At 52.9% G+C, this 15683-nt stretch carries 13 protein-coding genes; 1 reads left to right on the top strand and 12 read right to left on the bottom strand.

What is annotated here, in order from left to right; genetic code table 11:
* Positions 1-6: 6 nt before the first annotated feature.
* From HEM79_RS08330 to HEM79_RS08300, 7 genes are read right to left on the bottom strand one after another with little or no spacing between them, the layout of a single operon-like run.
* Positions 7-1098 carry a fatty acid desaturase family protein gene (locus HEM79_RS08330; protein WP_176241001.1) on the bottom strand — a complete coding sequence of 364 codons (1092 nt, stop codon included), beginning with the start codon at positions 1096-1098 and terminating at the stop codon, positions 7-9.
* Entirely contained in the window at positions 1085-2209 is a 1125-nt protein-coding gene (locus HEM79_RS08325; RefSeq protein WP_176241000.1) for a sterol desaturase family protein, read from the bottom strand. The genes HEM79_RS08330 and HEM79_RS08325 overlap by 14 nt, the downstream gene beginning before the upstream one ends.
* Positions 2202-2804 carry a phosphatase PAP2 family protein gene (locus tag HEM79_RS08320; RefSeq protein ID WP_176240999.1) on the bottom strand — a complete coding sequence of 201 codons (603 nt, stop codon included), beginning with the start codon at positions 2802-2804 and terminating at the stop codon, positions 2202-2204. The genes HEM79_RS08325 and HEM79_RS08320 overlap by 8 nt, the downstream gene beginning before the upstream one ends.
* On the bottom strand, positions 2801-4087 hold the full coding sequence (locus HEM79_RS08315) for a F390 synthetase-related protein (protein ID WP_176240998.1): 1287 nt from the start codon (positions 4085-4087) through the stop codon (positions 2801-2803). The genes HEM79_RS08320 and HEM79_RS08315 overlap by 4 nt, the downstream gene beginning before the upstream one ends.
* Positions 4084-4890, bottom strand: coding sequence for an MBL fold metallo-hydrolase (locus tag HEM79_RS08310; protein WP_176240997.1), 807 nt, complete (start codon positions 4888-4890; stop codon positions 4084-4086). The genes HEM79_RS08315 and HEM79_RS08310 overlap by 4 nt, the downstream gene beginning before the upstream one ends.
* Positions 4868-5884 carry an NAD-dependent epimerase/dehydratase family protein gene (locus HEM79_RS08305; RefSeq protein WP_176240996.1) on the bottom strand — a complete coding sequence of 339 codons (1017 nt, stop codon included), beginning with the start codon at positions 5882-5884 and terminating at the stop codon, positions 4868-4870. Before HEM79_RS08305 ends, HEM79_RS08310 begins: the two co-directional genes overlap by 23 nt.
* A complete protein-coding gene (locus HEM79_RS08300) occupies positions 5881-6888 on the bottom strand; it encodes a 3-oxoacyl-[acyl-carrier-protein] synthase III C-terminal domain-containing protein (RefSeq protein ID WP_176240995.1) in 1008 nt (335 codons plus the stop codon). The genes HEM79_RS08305 and HEM79_RS08300 overlap by 4 nt, the downstream gene beginning before the upstream one ends.
* Before the next feature lie 49 nt (positions 6889-6937).
* Here HEM79_RS08300 and HEM79_RS08295 point away from each other — a divergent pair, with 49 nt between their 5' ends.
* Positions 6938-7093, top strand: coding sequence for a hypothetical protein (locus tag HEM79_RS08295; protein ID WP_176240994.1), 156 nt, complete (start codon positions 6938-6940; stop codon positions 7091-7093).
* Between the two features lie 57 nt (positions 7094-7150).
* Here the strand turns inward: HEM79_RS08295 and narI are convergent, their stop codons facing one another.
* The 5 genes from narI to narK form a co-directional block, all read right to left on the bottom strand.
* Entirely contained in the window at positions 7151-7828 is a 678-nt protein-coding gene (narI, locus tag HEM79_RS08290; RefSeq protein ID WP_001160110.1) for a respiratory nitrate reductase subunit gamma, read from the bottom strand.
* A complete protein-coding gene (narJ, locus tag HEM79_RS08285) occupies positions 7828-8538 on the bottom strand; it encodes a nitrate reductase molybdenum cofactor assembly chaperone (protein ID WP_000571678.1) in 711 nt (236 codons plus the stop codon). The genes narI and narJ overlap by 1 nt, the downstream gene beginning before the upstream one ends.
* Positions 8535-10073, bottom strand: coding sequence for a nitrate reductase subunit beta (narH, locus tag HEM79_RS08280; RefSeq protein ID WP_000702663.1), 1539 nt, complete (start codon positions 10071-10073; stop codon positions 8535-8537). Before narH ends, narJ begins: the two co-directional genes overlap by 4 nt.
* A complete protein-coding gene (locus HEM79_RS08275) occupies positions 10070-13813 on the bottom strand; it encodes a nitrate reductase subunit alpha (protein WP_176240993.1) in 3744 nt (1247 codons plus the stop codon). Before HEM79_RS08275 ends, narH begins: the two co-directional genes overlap by 4 nt.
* Before the next feature lie 391 nt (positions 13814-14204).
* Positions 14205-15596: a nitrate transporter NarK gene (gene narK / locus HEM79_RS08270; protein ID WP_176240992.1), complete on the bottom strand. Its 1392-nt coding sequence runs from the start codon at positions 15594-15596 to the stop codon at positions 14205-14207.
* Positions 15597-15683: the final 87 nt, after the last annotated feature.

Below are 15683 nucleotides of genomic sequence, written 5' to 3'. Positions count from 1 at the left end.
CTTCTCTCAATCCTTCGGCTTCTCCCCCATTCGCCGCAAAAACTGCTGCTGTAGCCTCAACAAATCCGCTAACGTCAACAACTGATAATCCAGCCCTTGCTGTGTGGCGATTTGCTCAATAATGCGGCTTAACGCTGGATAATGACGATGATGCCAGTGAGGAAACAGATGATGGGTAAGATGCAAATTAATTCCGCCCAGCCAGTAGCCCAGCCATGCAGGTTGTGGCGTCCAGTCAAAGGTGGTGGCGAAAGTATGCGCCAGCCTGCCTCTTACCATTTTGCCCTCTTCCGGCGGTAACTGCGTATGCCCCTTTGCCCAGTGCGTGCCGATAATCAACATCACAAAGATCAGTGACGCCAGCAACTGGCTAAGCAGATACGTTAGCAGGATGGTCATAAAACCAAATTCAGACAGAAGCCAGGGAAGTATCAGGCACAGCGCACAATGCGCCAGTTTTCCGGCTAAGAAATACCCCCAGCCAGCAAGGCCACGCTCAGCCAGATGACGCGTTACCGGCGTATACCCGGCGCGATCGAGCCAGTCTACCCCCCAGATATACCAGGGAAAGGTGAGCGCCGCGACCAGCGGCCAGTAGCGATGTTGCTGGCGCATAAAAGGTCGCCACCGCTGCCACGGAGTCTGGCGAAGAATGCCATTTTCTGCGGTATCTGGATCGTAAAATTCAATATTGGTAAAGCCGTGATGAAAGCGAACGTGGCGCACCCGCCAGCAATCCGGATCAAGCCCCATCGGGAACGCAACCCACCGGTTAAGCCAGGCATTGGCCTTTTTACCGCGCAAAAACGCATCATGCGAAGCGTCATGCACCACATTGACCGCTAACAGCATGGCGCAAAACATCATCGCCAGATACCACAATAAGTACAGTCCCCACTGACTTTGAGACAACGCCAGTGAATAACAGGATAGACCAACAAAAATCAACACTACCATTTTGGCGAATGCCCAGCCGTCGGCATACCGATGATCGCCTGATTTCGCCAGATAAACTTTCGTACCGTTTTGCAGTTGTTTCACCAGTTGCGGATCATCGGCAGGAAAAGTAATCAACCTGTCGGGATTAAACAGGTTCATAGCGTTTCCTTAGTGACTTACGTCCCACACCGATCACGAATAACACGCAATGGGCCAGCAAAATGCCCGCTAATCCCTTCCAGAGCAGAGTGCTCCATGAGCACCTATAAAGAATAAAATAGAGTAGTGACAACGTCACAGAGCACCACAGAATCATTCCCCAACGCTGCCCGTCGCTCATCCCCCCTAAGGCTACTGAGCCTGCCACCAGCAACACAAATAATACAGCCTGCTCACTGGTAATAAACTCAATGCCATAGCCATATTGCTGGATGTAGCCAAGCACCAGCATAAACAGCAGGATCACCCCTGCCCCCACCGCCCACGGAGAACTCTGGTAGCGACGTTCAATCGCTTTGCCAAATGAGCGAAAGCCCATTAAGCGTAAAAACGGCAGGTTACTTTCACGCATCGGGTTGCACGACGATCGACTATTTTTTACGCCATAGGCCACGTCATGATCCGGCCCTGCACTCCAGGAACCGAAAAGTTTATCCCATAACAAAAAGGTGCCGCCGTAATTGGTATCGGCATATTGCTTTTCATTCAGATGATGGACGCGATGGTGCGAAGGCGTGATCAGTACTTTTTCCAGCCAGCCCAGTTTCGGCGTGAGCGCGTTATGGTTAAAAAACTGCCAACTGTAGTGAATAATAGAAACTGCCAAAAAGACCTGCAACGGCACACCAAGCATCGCCAGCAGCATAAAAAACGGGATTGAGGTTAACGAGGAGTACCACGAGTTCCGCACACCTAATGACAGGTTGTAGTGTTCCCCCTGATGATGCACCACATGTACCGCCCACAGCGGGCGCATCTCATGATGCCAGCGATGCAGCCAGTAAAAGCCGAAATTCCACGCCAGAATAGTAAACAGCCACAGCAGGAGCATCGGTGCATTATCAAACAGCCCAAGGCTAAAGTGATTGACCACCAGGCCATAGCAGAGCACTTCCAGGCAGCGAAATAACCACAGCATCATATGACCGGAGTTAATATTAAAAATCACATCCAGCCAGTCCACTTTTTGCCGCCTGGAAATCTGCAACACGCCCGCTTCGGCTAACACCAACAGCACCATCGATATGATGGGGAACAATAAATCACTCATAACGCGTCTTCCTTTTCTCGTATGTTGCGCATATCCAACCGCAAATTGACGCCATCAACGCGCCGCCGACTAAATCGATAAATAAATGTCTGCGTAATTGCAGGATCGAAAAGGCGATGGCTATCGCCCAGACTACGCTCAATAACGTCAGCCAACGGTTCCCCTTTTTGGCAATCGCCCATACTGCCAACAGCGTAAGCGCCGCGTGTAATGAGGGAAAACAGTTCTGGCTTGAGTCAATCGCTATCAGCCCGTTTAGTGCATCCGCAGATATCCTCGACTGTCCAAATGAGGGGTATTGCATTGTTGTGGGCCAGAGAAGATAAAACAGGCCAGCTACCAGTGCCGAAAGTTGCATTGACCGTACCAGCCAGCTCAGATGGCAAAGTGGCGTGGATAAATAACCTAACGGCACAATTAGAAAAAACGAGAGATACAGCCACACGGCAGAAGGAGAAAACGCAATTAAATTATCAATTACTGACGGGGTTAATTGATATCCCTCACCTTGCAGGGAGTCGCTAATGTTGTAGATAACCCCAACGGTTCCCCAGCCCAGCAACATCTGTTTCAGGCGTAGCAGTAGAATACTCATTCCCGCCCCCACTGACGCACAATGCGCCGCCGCTTGGCTGCAAAAGCGACTGGCACAGTTTGCGATTCCAGCGACCATATCAATTTCTCCACTGCGATATCCTGGCGTATAAACAAGGCATTCAACGCCTCCCGGCAATGCTCCAGCATCCGCAGCTCACAATCGGCTATTAACGTCAATTGTGCTGGCCCGGTTTGTAGCAGCCGATAATCGGCCGTTAGCGGCAGCGTTATCGCCAGCACACGACTACAGGCATCGGCAAAAACGGTCTGCATATCGCCAGTTCTTGTCGGCAGTTGCAGTTGGTCATCCTGCCGCCCTTCGATACGCGCAATCGTCATTGTCGCACTGCCACAGGGACATGGCTGTTCACTTGCCACCAGCACGTCATCCAGTCGATAACGCACCACCGGCTGCGTGGTACGGGTAAAGTCAGTGACGATCGGCACGAAACGGTGCTCATCCAGCCATTGCGGTTCAATGTGAACAAATTCTTCATTGAGATGTAACATGCCACAACGGCAGGTAGAAGCGAGAAATCCCTCTGTCGCCTGATAGATCTCACCCACATTGTTGAACACGTTGCGCAGTAATTCCCGATCCTGCGGCTCCAGAATTTCCGCCACTGAAATCACTTTTTTAACCTTTAGCGTTAACTCTCCGGCAATGACCGCCAGCGCCAGCGCACGTAATACCTGGGCAGGTGCGACAATAATCGTGGGCGCTCGCTGTTCGAGAAGTTTGAGTTGCGCCTGAAATGGCGCTAGCAGATCGTAAAAATCGAGACTTAACCAGCGGTTATTCACGCTTTGATAAAGGTTGTTGTCCGCACGCAAAAACAGCGCCACCCGCTCTTTGGCAAATAAACCGTCAGGTAACACTTTTGCCAGCACACCGGCGGCCCACATCTGTTGCTCGTGCGGGCTAACCACGAAAAGTCCACGACGCCCCGATGTGCCAGATGAAAGTCCAACGCTGAACGTACCAACGCGGGGTTTGAAATCACGGCTTTGTTCACTGCGCATCGCACAGGCGAGAAGCTCATCGCACTTTAAACCTGCGGTATTCATCTCATCGAAGTGCGTCATCATTAACGCTTTCTCCATCAATGGCCACTGGTTAAACGGCAATGCCAGATAACGCTGAAACCACGGGCTTTTAGATAAGACATTTTGCCGGAACTGATGCAGCCGTTTTGCCTGCCAGTTTTCCAGCGTCTGGCGATCGGTGAAACGCAGCCGGCAGGTACGAAAGTAGCGCCAGAGCAAGGCCAACGGGATCATAAATCCCCCTCGTGGCACAAACGAATCTCCACTGCGCCGTTTTGCCAAAGCTGATGCAATTGCCCAAGCGTGCGGTAGTAAGCGTGGCTGTCCGACATAACCAGATGCGCCAGCGGAGAAGGTCCCCGCAGTTCGCGGTAGTTAGCTGGCGCCCATGCTGCATCGGCAGCCAGTAAAGTCCAGCCATTGTCGGTTAACACAAACGCACCAATATGTCCGGCAGCATGACCCGCAAGCGGCACGAGGATAATTTCGCCATTACTTTCTGGCAGCAAATAGCCGTACTCAAACGGCGCCAGTTCTGGGGGTAAATTCACCGATGAAAAACTTTCAATAAAGCGCAATGAGGACTCAAAATTTTCCGGGATCAGCCCTGGCACAAAGGCCTGACGCAGTGCTGCTATGCCACGCAGCGTTCTTACCTGCCGCCAGCCTTCACCAGAACAGATGCAGGCGACATAAGGGAAATCGCGCAGACCGGCAATATGATCGGCATGAAAATGCGACAGAATAATCGCATCAACATCTTTCGCCGCCAGTCCGTTTGCGCAAAGTTGCCGCACCAGCGCCTGTTGCGGATCGTAATAAACCGGCGTGACCTGGCGATAAAGACGAAATACGCCGGATTGCGTGTAATGTTCAAACCACGAAGAATAACCGGTGTCCCACAGCCAGCGTTTCTCGCCCGCTTCCAGCAGCCAGGCGCGGGCGGGGAATTTACACACTTTCATCCCTGCCCCTTTCAGCGCAATGCAGCCAATATGGGTACACCAGCCCATTTCAAAAGCAGTTATTTTTGCCATGTTCCCTCAGCCATTGTCCTGTGATTGCAATGCCTTCTTCCATCGAAAAGCGCGGGTGATATCCCAACTCGGCAATGGCCTTTCGCGCACTCAACGTCATATCAAAACAGACTGTACCGGCGCTGTAACGTGTGATGATGGGTTCCTGGTTAACGCATTTTCCGTACAGTTCCAGGCCGCGCGCGACCAGAGAAAGCAAAGGCCAGGGAACGGTAGCAATGCGGTAATTCAAACCCAGTTGCTGGCGCAGCAAGGCGTCAAGCATCACCGATAGCTGCTGCGGCTGATGATTGCTGATGTTGTAAATACTGCCAGAGCGTAAACCTTCGACTTGCGTTGCGAGCTGCATGGCATACACCACGTTTTGCACGAACGTGAGATCCAGTAACGCTTCGCCCCCGCGCGGTAAACGTAAACTGCCGCCGCCCTGTTGCAACTGCTGCATCAAACGGGGAACAATCACCTGGTCATGAGGGCCAAAAAGCCCGCGTGGGCGCAAAAGAATAAACGTTGTGGCAGGATATCGTGCTACTGCCCCGGCAATAGTCTGCTCAGCGGCATATTTACTGCTGGCGTAATGGCTGGAGAATGCTCGCGCAAGATACGTTTCTTTCAGGTCATAGTGATGTTGGAAATCAAAGTAAACCGCAGGCGTGGAGATATGGATAAACCGGGGAATATTCAGCCTGCCTGCCGCCTGTGCCAGGGTGTGGGTCGCTTTGACATTGGCAAGCCAGAATGCCGTTTTGTCGCCCCAGGGTGAGGACTTAGCCGCACAGTGCCAGACGGCATCGCAGCCGTCCATCAATCGGGCGCAGTCATCCTCAGTTGCCTCGGTTAAGTCGAGAGCCACAAACTGCGCGCCTTCGCTCGTCAGTTTTTTGCCCACCTCGCGATTTCGCCCTGTTGCGACAACCGAAACACCCGACTCCAACAAATATTGCACAGCATTTCGCCCCAGGCCGCTGGTTGCCCCCGTTACAAGGATTTTCACGGTAAAAGCACCATGCCAGCCAGCGTTAATCCCGCCGCTGTGCCAATCAACATCGCCGGTTTATTCGCAGTAAAACGACCGCTAATCACCGCTTCATGCAGCGCCGTGGGGATAGAGGCCGCGACCTGATTGCCGTAGAAACGGTAGACATCAATAAGCGCAGATTCCGGCACTCGCAGCCGTTTACGCATATGTTCAAGGGAAAGATGACTGGCCTGATGTGGAACAACAGTGCCAATATCAGCCAGTTGCAGGCCGCTTTTTTGCAGTAAGCGCGAAAAATAGTTTTCAATAAGCGAAGAGGCAAAACGAAACAGCGGTTTCCCCTGCATATGAAAAAGGAAGTCGTTATCACTGATGCCTGAACGAGGATTACGCCGCGTGCCGCCAGCACGAATTTCACACAGCTCGTTACCTTCGGGATACATCTCGATCAGGCTGGCGATAATCCCGCTGCGACCATCACCCCGCTCGACAATCGCGCACGCCGCGCCATCACCAAAAATTAAAGACGACTCTTCATGATCCCAGTCGATACCGCGTGAAGCGATATCTGCCGAGACGATGGCAATCCGTCGGTATGCTCCACAGTTTAATAATCCGGCAGCGACTTCCAGAGCGGAAATAAAGCTCACGCAGCTGCTGTTGATATCAAACCCGGCAACGCCTGCGGGCATGGCAGCGGCTTTAAGAATATGAATTGCGCTACAGGGTAATGCCTGTACGGCAATGGCTGACGCACAAATTAGCAGATCGATATCAGAAGGTTTTAAGGCAGCCGCTGTTAACGCATTATGCAAAGCTTCTGCCGCCAGTTCGGCCTGGCTGGCGTCGTTGCTGGCAAAATAACGCCAGCAAATCCCGGAACGTCGCTCAACGTAGCCCGCAGGTTTATTTAACTGAACATCCAGTTGTTGAGAGGTGATTTTATCAGGGGGTAAGGCGATCCCCGTGGCGATTATTTTTAACGCCGCAGAGAGCGTCGGATGATTAGGTAGATCCACGGTCAGTGCTCCTTCACTGCTCCAGGGGGACCTATCATATAGATGAGCTATGTTTGCCTACAATCTGAAAAAATCGACAGAGTGTAACTGGCGATTTCAGCAGACTGACAACGTGCGTTACGTTATGCCGGATGCGGCGCGAACGACTTATCCGGCCTACAAAAACCTGCAAATTCAATACATTGCAGAATTTTCGCAGGCCTGATAAGCGCAGCGCATCAGGCATTTTGCCGTTTCGCGCCAGACGACTTATTTTCCTGACTTAGTGGCGAGCACGCACTAGCTGATATTTCCGTGTCAGATACTCCACCGGTACGCTCCAGATGTGCACCAGACGCGAGAACGGGAACAGCAGGAATAACGTCATCCCCAGCACCAGGTGCAAACGGAAGATAAACGCGACACCATCAAGGTGCTGAGAAGCGCCACCGTGGAAGGTCACTACCGACTGCGCCCAGCCAACCAGTTTCATCATCTCGCTACCGTCCATATGCTGAGCGGAGAACGGAATGGTCAGCAGGCCCAGCGCGCACTGGATAACGAGCAGCGACAGGATCAGGATATCCGCTCCGGTAGTCGTTGCACGCACGCGCGGGCTGAACAGGCGGCGTTTCAGCAACAGTACACCGCCAATCAGGCACAGCACGCCGCTGGCACCACCAGCAAACATCGCCATTTTCTGTTTCACTTCAATTGGCAGCCAGGCTTCATACATCCAGTGCGGCGTCAGCATACCGAAGAAGTGACCCACAAAAATCCCCAGAATCCCGATATGGAACAGGTTAGACGCCAGGTTCATCCCTTTGCGATCCAGCATCTGGCTGGACGCCGCGCGCCAGGTGTACTGCCCGTAGTCATAGCGCAGCCAGCTACCAATCAGGAAGACCGCCCCGGCAATGTACGGGTAGATATCAAAGAAGAACATATTCAGGAATTGCATTAGTGCTGTCCTCCAGTGGTGATATTCAGATATTGCGGCGCGACGGCACCGGCAAAGCGACGCTGATGAGCAGTGATTGCCGAATCACCGCAGCCTTTGTCAGCAAAGAATTTAACCTGCTCTTCTTCCCAGACAGCATCCAGCGCCTGCGGCGTATCATCGCGCGCTTCATCGGCAATTTTTTCCGCCACTTTGTCGCTGTCGATAGCGGTATTCGCCAGTTTCAGCAGCAGATCAAACAGCACGGCATAACGGCTTTCACGCTGTTGCAGACGAGCACTTAGCAACGCCAGAATCGGCGCGATATCTTTCAAACCTTCCACGGCTTCGCTTTGCGGCAGCTGCGCCAGGTACTCCAGATACAGCGGCAGATGATCCGGCAGTTCACGACTGTTTAACTGCAAGCCGTGTTGCTCATACTGCGCCAGCAAATCCACCATCGCCTGACCACGATCGCGGGATTCGCCGTGCACATGTTCAAACAGTAACAGCGACGTGGCGCGACCACGGTCGAACAGTTCGCTGTACTGTGCCTGAGCGTCCAGCGGATCCATCGCGGTTAAATCGCGCAGGAAAATGCCCAGCGCATGGGCATCCTCTTTCGACAGATTTTCCGACGCAGCAATCGCCTCAAACATCTCTTGTTGATGCTGCCATAAGGCAGCATCCGGATATTCAAGGAGACGCGATACAATCACGAGTTCGATCATGGATGCGGCTCCGTTTTACTGGTCACGTCGATGGCATCGATACGACGACTGTTGAACAGATTGAATTTGGTATCTGAACCGTGGCAGCCGTCACCAAAGGTAAAGCCGCAACCATTTTTCTCCGGGAAGGCTTCCCGCGCCAGTTCACGATGGCTGCTCGGCACCACAAAGCGATCTTCGTAGTTTGCAATCGCCAGATAACGGTACATCTCCTGTGCCTGGGCTTCGGTCAGGCCGACCTCTTCCAGCGCACGGGTATCAACTTTACCGTCAACGGTTTCAGCTCGTTTGTAATGACGCATTGCCAGCATACGTTTCAACGCGAGCAGTACCGGTTGGGTATCACCGGCGGTCAGCAGATTCGCCAGGTACTGAACCGGGATACGCAGGCTTTCTACGTCTGGCAGAATGCCGTTGCTACCCAGCTCGCCCGCGTCTGCCGCAGACTGAATCGGTGACAGAGGCGGCACGTACCAGACCATCGGCAATGTGCGATATTCTGGATGCAGCGGCAGCGCCAGTTTCCATTCCATCGCCATTTTATAAACCGGCGACTGTTGTGCGGCTTCAATAACGCTCAGCGGAATACCGTCTTTAATCGCCTGCTCGATGACTTTCGGATCGTTCGGATCGAGGAACACTTCCAGCTGACGCTGGTAGAGATCTTTCTCGTTCTCGGTGCTGGCTGCACGTTCAATAGCGTCAGCATCGTACAGCAGCACGCCAAGATAACGGATACGACCCACACAGGTTTCTGAGCACACCGTCGGCTGACCGGCTTCAATACGCGGATAGCAGAAGATGCACTTCTCAGATTTACCGCTCTTCCAGTTAAAGTAGATTTTTTTGTACGGGCATCCGGTGATGCACATACGCCAGCCACGGCATTTATCCTGATCGATCAGTACGATGCCATCTTCTTCACGTTTGTAGATAGCCCCGCTCGGACAGGTCGCCACACATGCCGGGTTGAGGCAGTGTTCACACAGGCGCGGCAAATACATCATGAAGGTGTTTTCGAACTGGCTATACATCGCCTTCTGGATGTTGTCGAAGTTCTTGTCTTTCGCCAGTTTGTCAAACTCGCCGCCCAGGTCATCTTCCCAGTTCGGCCCTTTTTCGATTTTCGCCATCCGTTCGCCAGTAATCAGCGAACGCGGACGGGCAATCGGCTGCGATTTGCTGCCTTCCGGTGCGGTATGCAGATTCTGATAATCAAAATCGAACGGCTCGTAATAATCGTCGATCCCCGGCAAATGCGGGTTGGCGAAGATTTTACCCAGCAGCATCGCGCGGTTACCCATACGCGGTTGCAGTTTGCCGTTGATTTTACGGATCCAACCGCCTTTGTATTTTTCCTGGTTTTCCCAGTCGGTAGGGAAACCCTGACCCGGCTTGGTTTCCACGTTGTTGAACCACGCGTACTCCACGCCTTCGCGGCTGGTCCAGACGTTTTTACAGGTAACTGAACAGGTGTGGCAGCCGATGCACTTATCGAGATTCAGCACCATGCCGACTTGTGAACGAATTTTCATTTTACGCTCTCCTGTACCTGGTCATTGCCTTCGCCATCTAACCAGTCAATGTTCTTCATCTTACGCACTACAACAAACTCATCGCGGTTAGAACCTACGGTGCCGTAGTAGTTAAAGCCGTATGCCAGATGGGCATAGCCGCCGATCATATGCGTCGGTTTCGGCGTGATACGGGTGACTGAGTTATGAATACCCCCACGCTGCTGCGTGATTTCCGAACCCGGCAGGTTAACGATACGTTCCTGCGCGTGGTACATCATGGTCATCCCTGCCGGAACACGCTGGCTGACAACCGCACGGGCAGTCAGCGCACCGTTGCTGTTGAAGACTTCAATCCAGTCGTTGTCGGCAATGCCCAAATCTTTAGCATCGGCTTCGCTCAGCCAGACCACCGGACCACCGCGACCTAAAGTCAGCATCAGCAGGTTGTCGCTGTAAGTGGAATGGATACCCCACTTCTGGTGTGGCGTCAGGAAGTTCAGGGCTTTTTCCGGGTTACCGTTGGATTTCTGTCCCATCACTTCTTTCACCGAACGGGTATCGATCGGCGGACGATAAACCAGCAGGCTTTCACCGAAATCACGCATCCACTGATGATCCTGATACAGCTGCTGACGACCAGAGAGCGTACGCCACGGGATCAGCTCGTGAACGTTGGTGTAACCGGCGTTGTAAGAAACGTGTTCATCTTCCAGACCAGACCAGGTCGGGCTGGAGATAATTTTGCGCGGCTGTGCCTGAATATCGCGGAAGCGGATTTTCTCGTCTTCTTTATTCAGCGCCAGATGCGTATGGTCGCGACCGGTAAACTCGCTCAGTGCCGCCCAGGCTTTCACGGCTACCTGACCGTTGGTTTCCGGTGCCAGCGTCAGGATCATCTCTGCCGCATCAATTGCGGTGTTGAGCATCGGCTGGCCTTTCGCCGGACCTTCAGCCTTGGTGTAGTTGAGCTTACGCAGCAGATCCATCTCGCTCTGGGTGTTCCAGGCAATCCCTTTACCGCCGTTGCCGATTTTCTCCATCAGCGGGCCGATAGAAGTAAAGCGTTCGTAAGTGGCCGGATAATCGCGCTCAACCACCATAATGTGCGGTGCGGTTTTACCTGGGATCAGGTCGCATTCGCCTTTTTTCCAGTCTTTCACATCCAGCGGCTGCGCCAGTTCGGCGGCGGAGTCGTGCTGGATTGGCAGCGTAACGATGTCGGTTTCTTTACCCAGATGACCGACGCACACTTCGGAGAATTTCTTCGCGATGGCTTTGTAGATTTCCCAGTCGCTTTTCGCTTCCCAGGCCGGATCGACCGCCGCAGACAGCGGATGAATAAACGGATGCATATCCGAAGTATTCATGTCGTCTTTTTCGTACCAGGTCGCCGTCGGTAAAATAATGTCGGAATAGAGACAGGTGCTCGACAGACGGAAGTCCAGCGTCACCACCAGATCCAGCTTGCCTTCCAGACCGTTATCCTGCCAGTCCACTTCTTCCGGCTTCACGCCGCCCTGCTGCCCCAGATCTTTACCCTGGATACCGTGTTCCGTCCCCAGCAGGTACTTGAGCATAAACTCATGACCTTTACCGGAAGAGCCCAGCAGGTTAGAACGCCAGATAAACAGGTTACGCGGATGGTTTTTGCCGTTTTCCGGCTGTTCGGCAGCAAAACGGATTGCCCCCTCTTTCAGGGATTTCACCGTATAGTCCACCGGATTCATGCCCGCTTTTTCTGCTTCGCGAGTAATAGTCAGCGGGTTAGTGCCTAGCTGTGGCGCAGACGGCAGCCAGCCCATACGTTCCGCACGAACGTTGAAGTCGATCAGGTGTCCGGTATAGCGGGATTTATCCGCCATCGGCGACAGCAACTCTTCTGCGGTCACGGTTTCATAACGCCACTGGCTGGAGTGGTTATAAAAGTAAGAGGTGCTGTTCATGTGACGCGCCGGACGCTGCCAGTCAAGGGCAAACGCCAGCGGCTGCCAGCCGGTTTGCGGACGCAGTTTTTCCTGCCCCACGTAGTGTGCCCAGCCACCGCCGCTCTGACCGACACAGCCGCAGAAAATCAGCATGTTGATCAGACCGCGATAGTTCATATCGAGGTGATACCAGTGGTTCAGACCGGCACCGACGATAATCATCGAACGACCGTGCGTTTTATCAGCGTTGTCGGCAAATTCACGGGCAATACGGATAATCTGGCTACGAGAAACACCGGTGATCTGCTCAGCCCACGCAGGGGTGTAGGCTTTCACGTCGTCATAGCTGGTCGCGCAGTTAACGTCGTTCAGACCACGCTCCAGGCCGTAGTTTGCCATCGTCAAATCATAAACGGTGGTCACCAGTGCAGTGCTGCCATCAGCCAGTTGCAGGCGTTTTACCGGCAGCTTGTGCAGCAAAATGTTTTCCAGCTCCACTTTATTGAAGTGTTCCGTGCCGTCGCCGCCAAAGTACGGGAAGCCCACTTCAGCGATCTCATCCTGACTACCCAGCAGACTCAGTTGCAGTTCGGTTTCTTCACCAGTTTTGCCGTCGCGCTGTTCAAGATTCCATTTGCCCTTCTCGCCCCAACGGAAACCGATCGAACCGTTCGGCGCAACCATTTCACCTTGCGTATTAAAGGCTACGGTTTTCCATTCCGGGTTGTTTTCCTGACCCAGCGAATCAACCAGATCGGCGGCGCGCAGCATACGACCCGCAGCGTAATAACCGTCGCGCTCTTCCAGCATTACCAGCATCGGCATGTCGGTGTAGCGGCGCACATAATCGGTGAAATACTGGCTTGGGTTATCGAGATGGAATTCACGCAGCATCACGTGACCCATTGCCAGCGCCATTGCTGCGTCGGTGCCCTGTTTCGGTGCCAGCCACAGATCGCACAGTTTGGCGATTTCAGCGTAGTCCGGCGTGACGGCAACGGTTTTGGTGCCTTTGTAACGCACTTCGGTAAAGAAGTGAGCGTCCGGGGTACGCGTCTGCGGAACGTTAGAGCCCCAGGCGATGATGTAGCTGGAGTTGTACCAGTCAGCGGATTCCGGTACGTCAGTTTGCTCGCCCCAGGTTTGCGGAGACGCAGGAGGCAGGTCGCAGTACCAGTCGTAGAAGCTTAAGCAAGTACCGCCAATCAGCGAGAGATAGCGCGCACCCGATGCGTAAGAAACCATCGACATTGCCGGAATTGGCGAGAAACCAGCGACACGATCCGGACCGTAGTTTTTGATGGTGTAAACGTTAGATGCGGCGATCAGTTCGTTCACTTCCTGCCAGGAAGAACGAACAAAACCACCGCGTCCACGCGCCTGTTTAAAGCTTTTCGCTTTATCGGCGTCTTCGATAATAGAAGCCCATGCCTCAACCGGATCGCTATGCTGCGCCTTCGCTTCACGCCACATTTTCATCAGGCGTTTACGCATCATTGGGTATTTCAGGCGGTTGGCGCTATAGAGATACCAGGAGTAGCTGGCACCGCGCGGACAGCCGCGAGGTTCATGGTTTGGCAGATCCGGACGAGTACGCGGATAGTCAGTCTGCTGGGTTTCCCAGGTCACCAGACCGTTTTTAACGTAGATTTTCCAGCTGCAGGAGCCGGTGCAGTTTACCCCGTGGGTTGAGCGGACAATTTTGTCATGCTGCCAACGCTGGCGATATCCATCCTCCCAGTCACGGTTGGTATTGAGAAGCTGGCCATGCCCATCGGCAAAGGTATCACCCTTCTGTTTGAAGTAGCGAAACCGGTCCAGGAATTTACTCATCGGTTTTCTCCTGTGGGAGCCTGTCGGCTCTCTGATAAATCGACATTGCTAATGTTTAAAACGAAGGTAACGCTCTGAAACGTCGTGGGAATTGATAACGATCAAGAGTGGTGGGGATGAAAAATAAAGTAAATTCCTAATATACCCCTTTGGGATAATTAATATTTATTACACAACTTATTGTAAATTAATGGTTTTTACATCCATCACCATTTAAACACTTCGGATTTTTATACAGATGGGTATTAAGGAGTATCCCCCATGGATGACATATTAATGGCGCTTAATTGACGCCGTTGAAATAATTATCCTCTTAAAGTATGTTGTAACTAAATGAGAAATAAAAAAAGCGCGACATTACGCCGCGCAAAGGATAATCAAATATTACGATTTATTTTTTAGAATGCCGACCGTATACCGCCCAGGTAATTACCACGCAGGCGATATAGAAAATCAAAAATACTTTCATTGCACCGACTGGCGACCCTGTTAATGCCAGTGAGCTACCGAACGCTTTCGGGATAAAGAAGCCACCAATAGCGCCAATCGCGGAGATGAAGCCCAGCGCCGCCGCAGTGTCGGTTGCCGCTTCACGCATGGCACGTTCGTCAGAACCGCCTTCTGCTTTCACGCGATCCATCGTCAGTTTACGGAAGATCACGGAAATCATCTGGAAGGTGGAACCACTACCCAGCCCCGCCGTCAGGAACAGCGCCAGGAAGACTACAAAGAACGCCATGAAGTTTCCGCCTTGCCCGTCAGTCGGTAAGGTGAGGAACAGCAGACCACTGAAAATCGCCATCAGCACGAAGTTCACCAGCGTTACACGAGTACCGCCGAGACGGTCAGACAATGCCCCCCCCGCAGAACGCGCCAGTGCGCCAATAAACGGTCCGAAGAAGGCGTAGTGTAGGATCTGCACATCCGGGAACTGCGTTTTAGACAGCATGGCAAAACCCGCAGAGAAGCCGATGAAGGAACCGAAGGTTGCCAGATACAGCAGGCTCATAATCCACAGATGACCCCGTTTGAGTACCGGCAACTGCTCCTTGATAGAGGCTTTCGAGGTAGCAAGGTCGTTCATGCCAAACCACGCTGCAATGGTGAAGATGGCGAGGAACGGCACCCATACCCAGGACGCGTTAGCCAGATACAGCTCGGTGCCATACGGCTGTGTTACGCCCTGGCTGCCAAATGCAGCAAAAATTGACAGCGATACCACCAGCGGAGCAACCAGCTGCATGACGCTAACGCCCATGTTGCCCAAACCACCGTTCAGCCCCAGCGCGCCACCCTGCTTCTGCTTCGGAAAAAAGAAGCTGATGTTTGCCATACTGGAGGCGAAGTTCGCGCCAGCAAAGCCGCACAGCAGAGAAATGATGATGAATACGCTGTATGGCGTAGTGGTATCCTGCACGGCAAAACCCAGCCAGACGCAAGGAATAATCAGAATACCGGTGCTGAACGCCGTCCAGCGACGACCACCGAAGATCGGAACCATAAAGGAGTATGGCACACGCAATAATGCACCAGAAACCGAAGGTAGTGCGGTCAAAAGAAACAGCTGATCGGTCGTAAAATTAAAGCCGACTTTCGGCAAATTCACCGCGACGGCACTGAATAACATCCATACACAAAACGCCAGTAGCAGACAGGGAACGGAAATCCACAGATTGCGGCTGGCTATACGCTGGCCGCGCTGTTGCCAGAACGCAGGATCTTCCGGTCGCCAATCAGTAATGACAGCTCCAGTAGCCCTTTCGGGGGCGGATGAGTGACTCATAGACACCTCTGATACTCGTTTCGATGTCTGCCACCTTAGTGTCTGTAGCCAAAGGTAATTTGATGTAAATCAAACGATAAGATAACT

Origin of the sequence: Escherichia sp. 93.0816, from assembly GCF_013368855.2 — a bacterium.
GTDB lineage: Bacteria > Pseudomonadota > Gammaproteobacteria > Enterobacterales > Enterobacteriaceae > Escherichia > Escherichia ruysiae.
The sequence above is the reverse complement of the archived record's forward strand: the minus strand, read 5'-3'. Positions and strand labels throughout refer to the sequence as shown.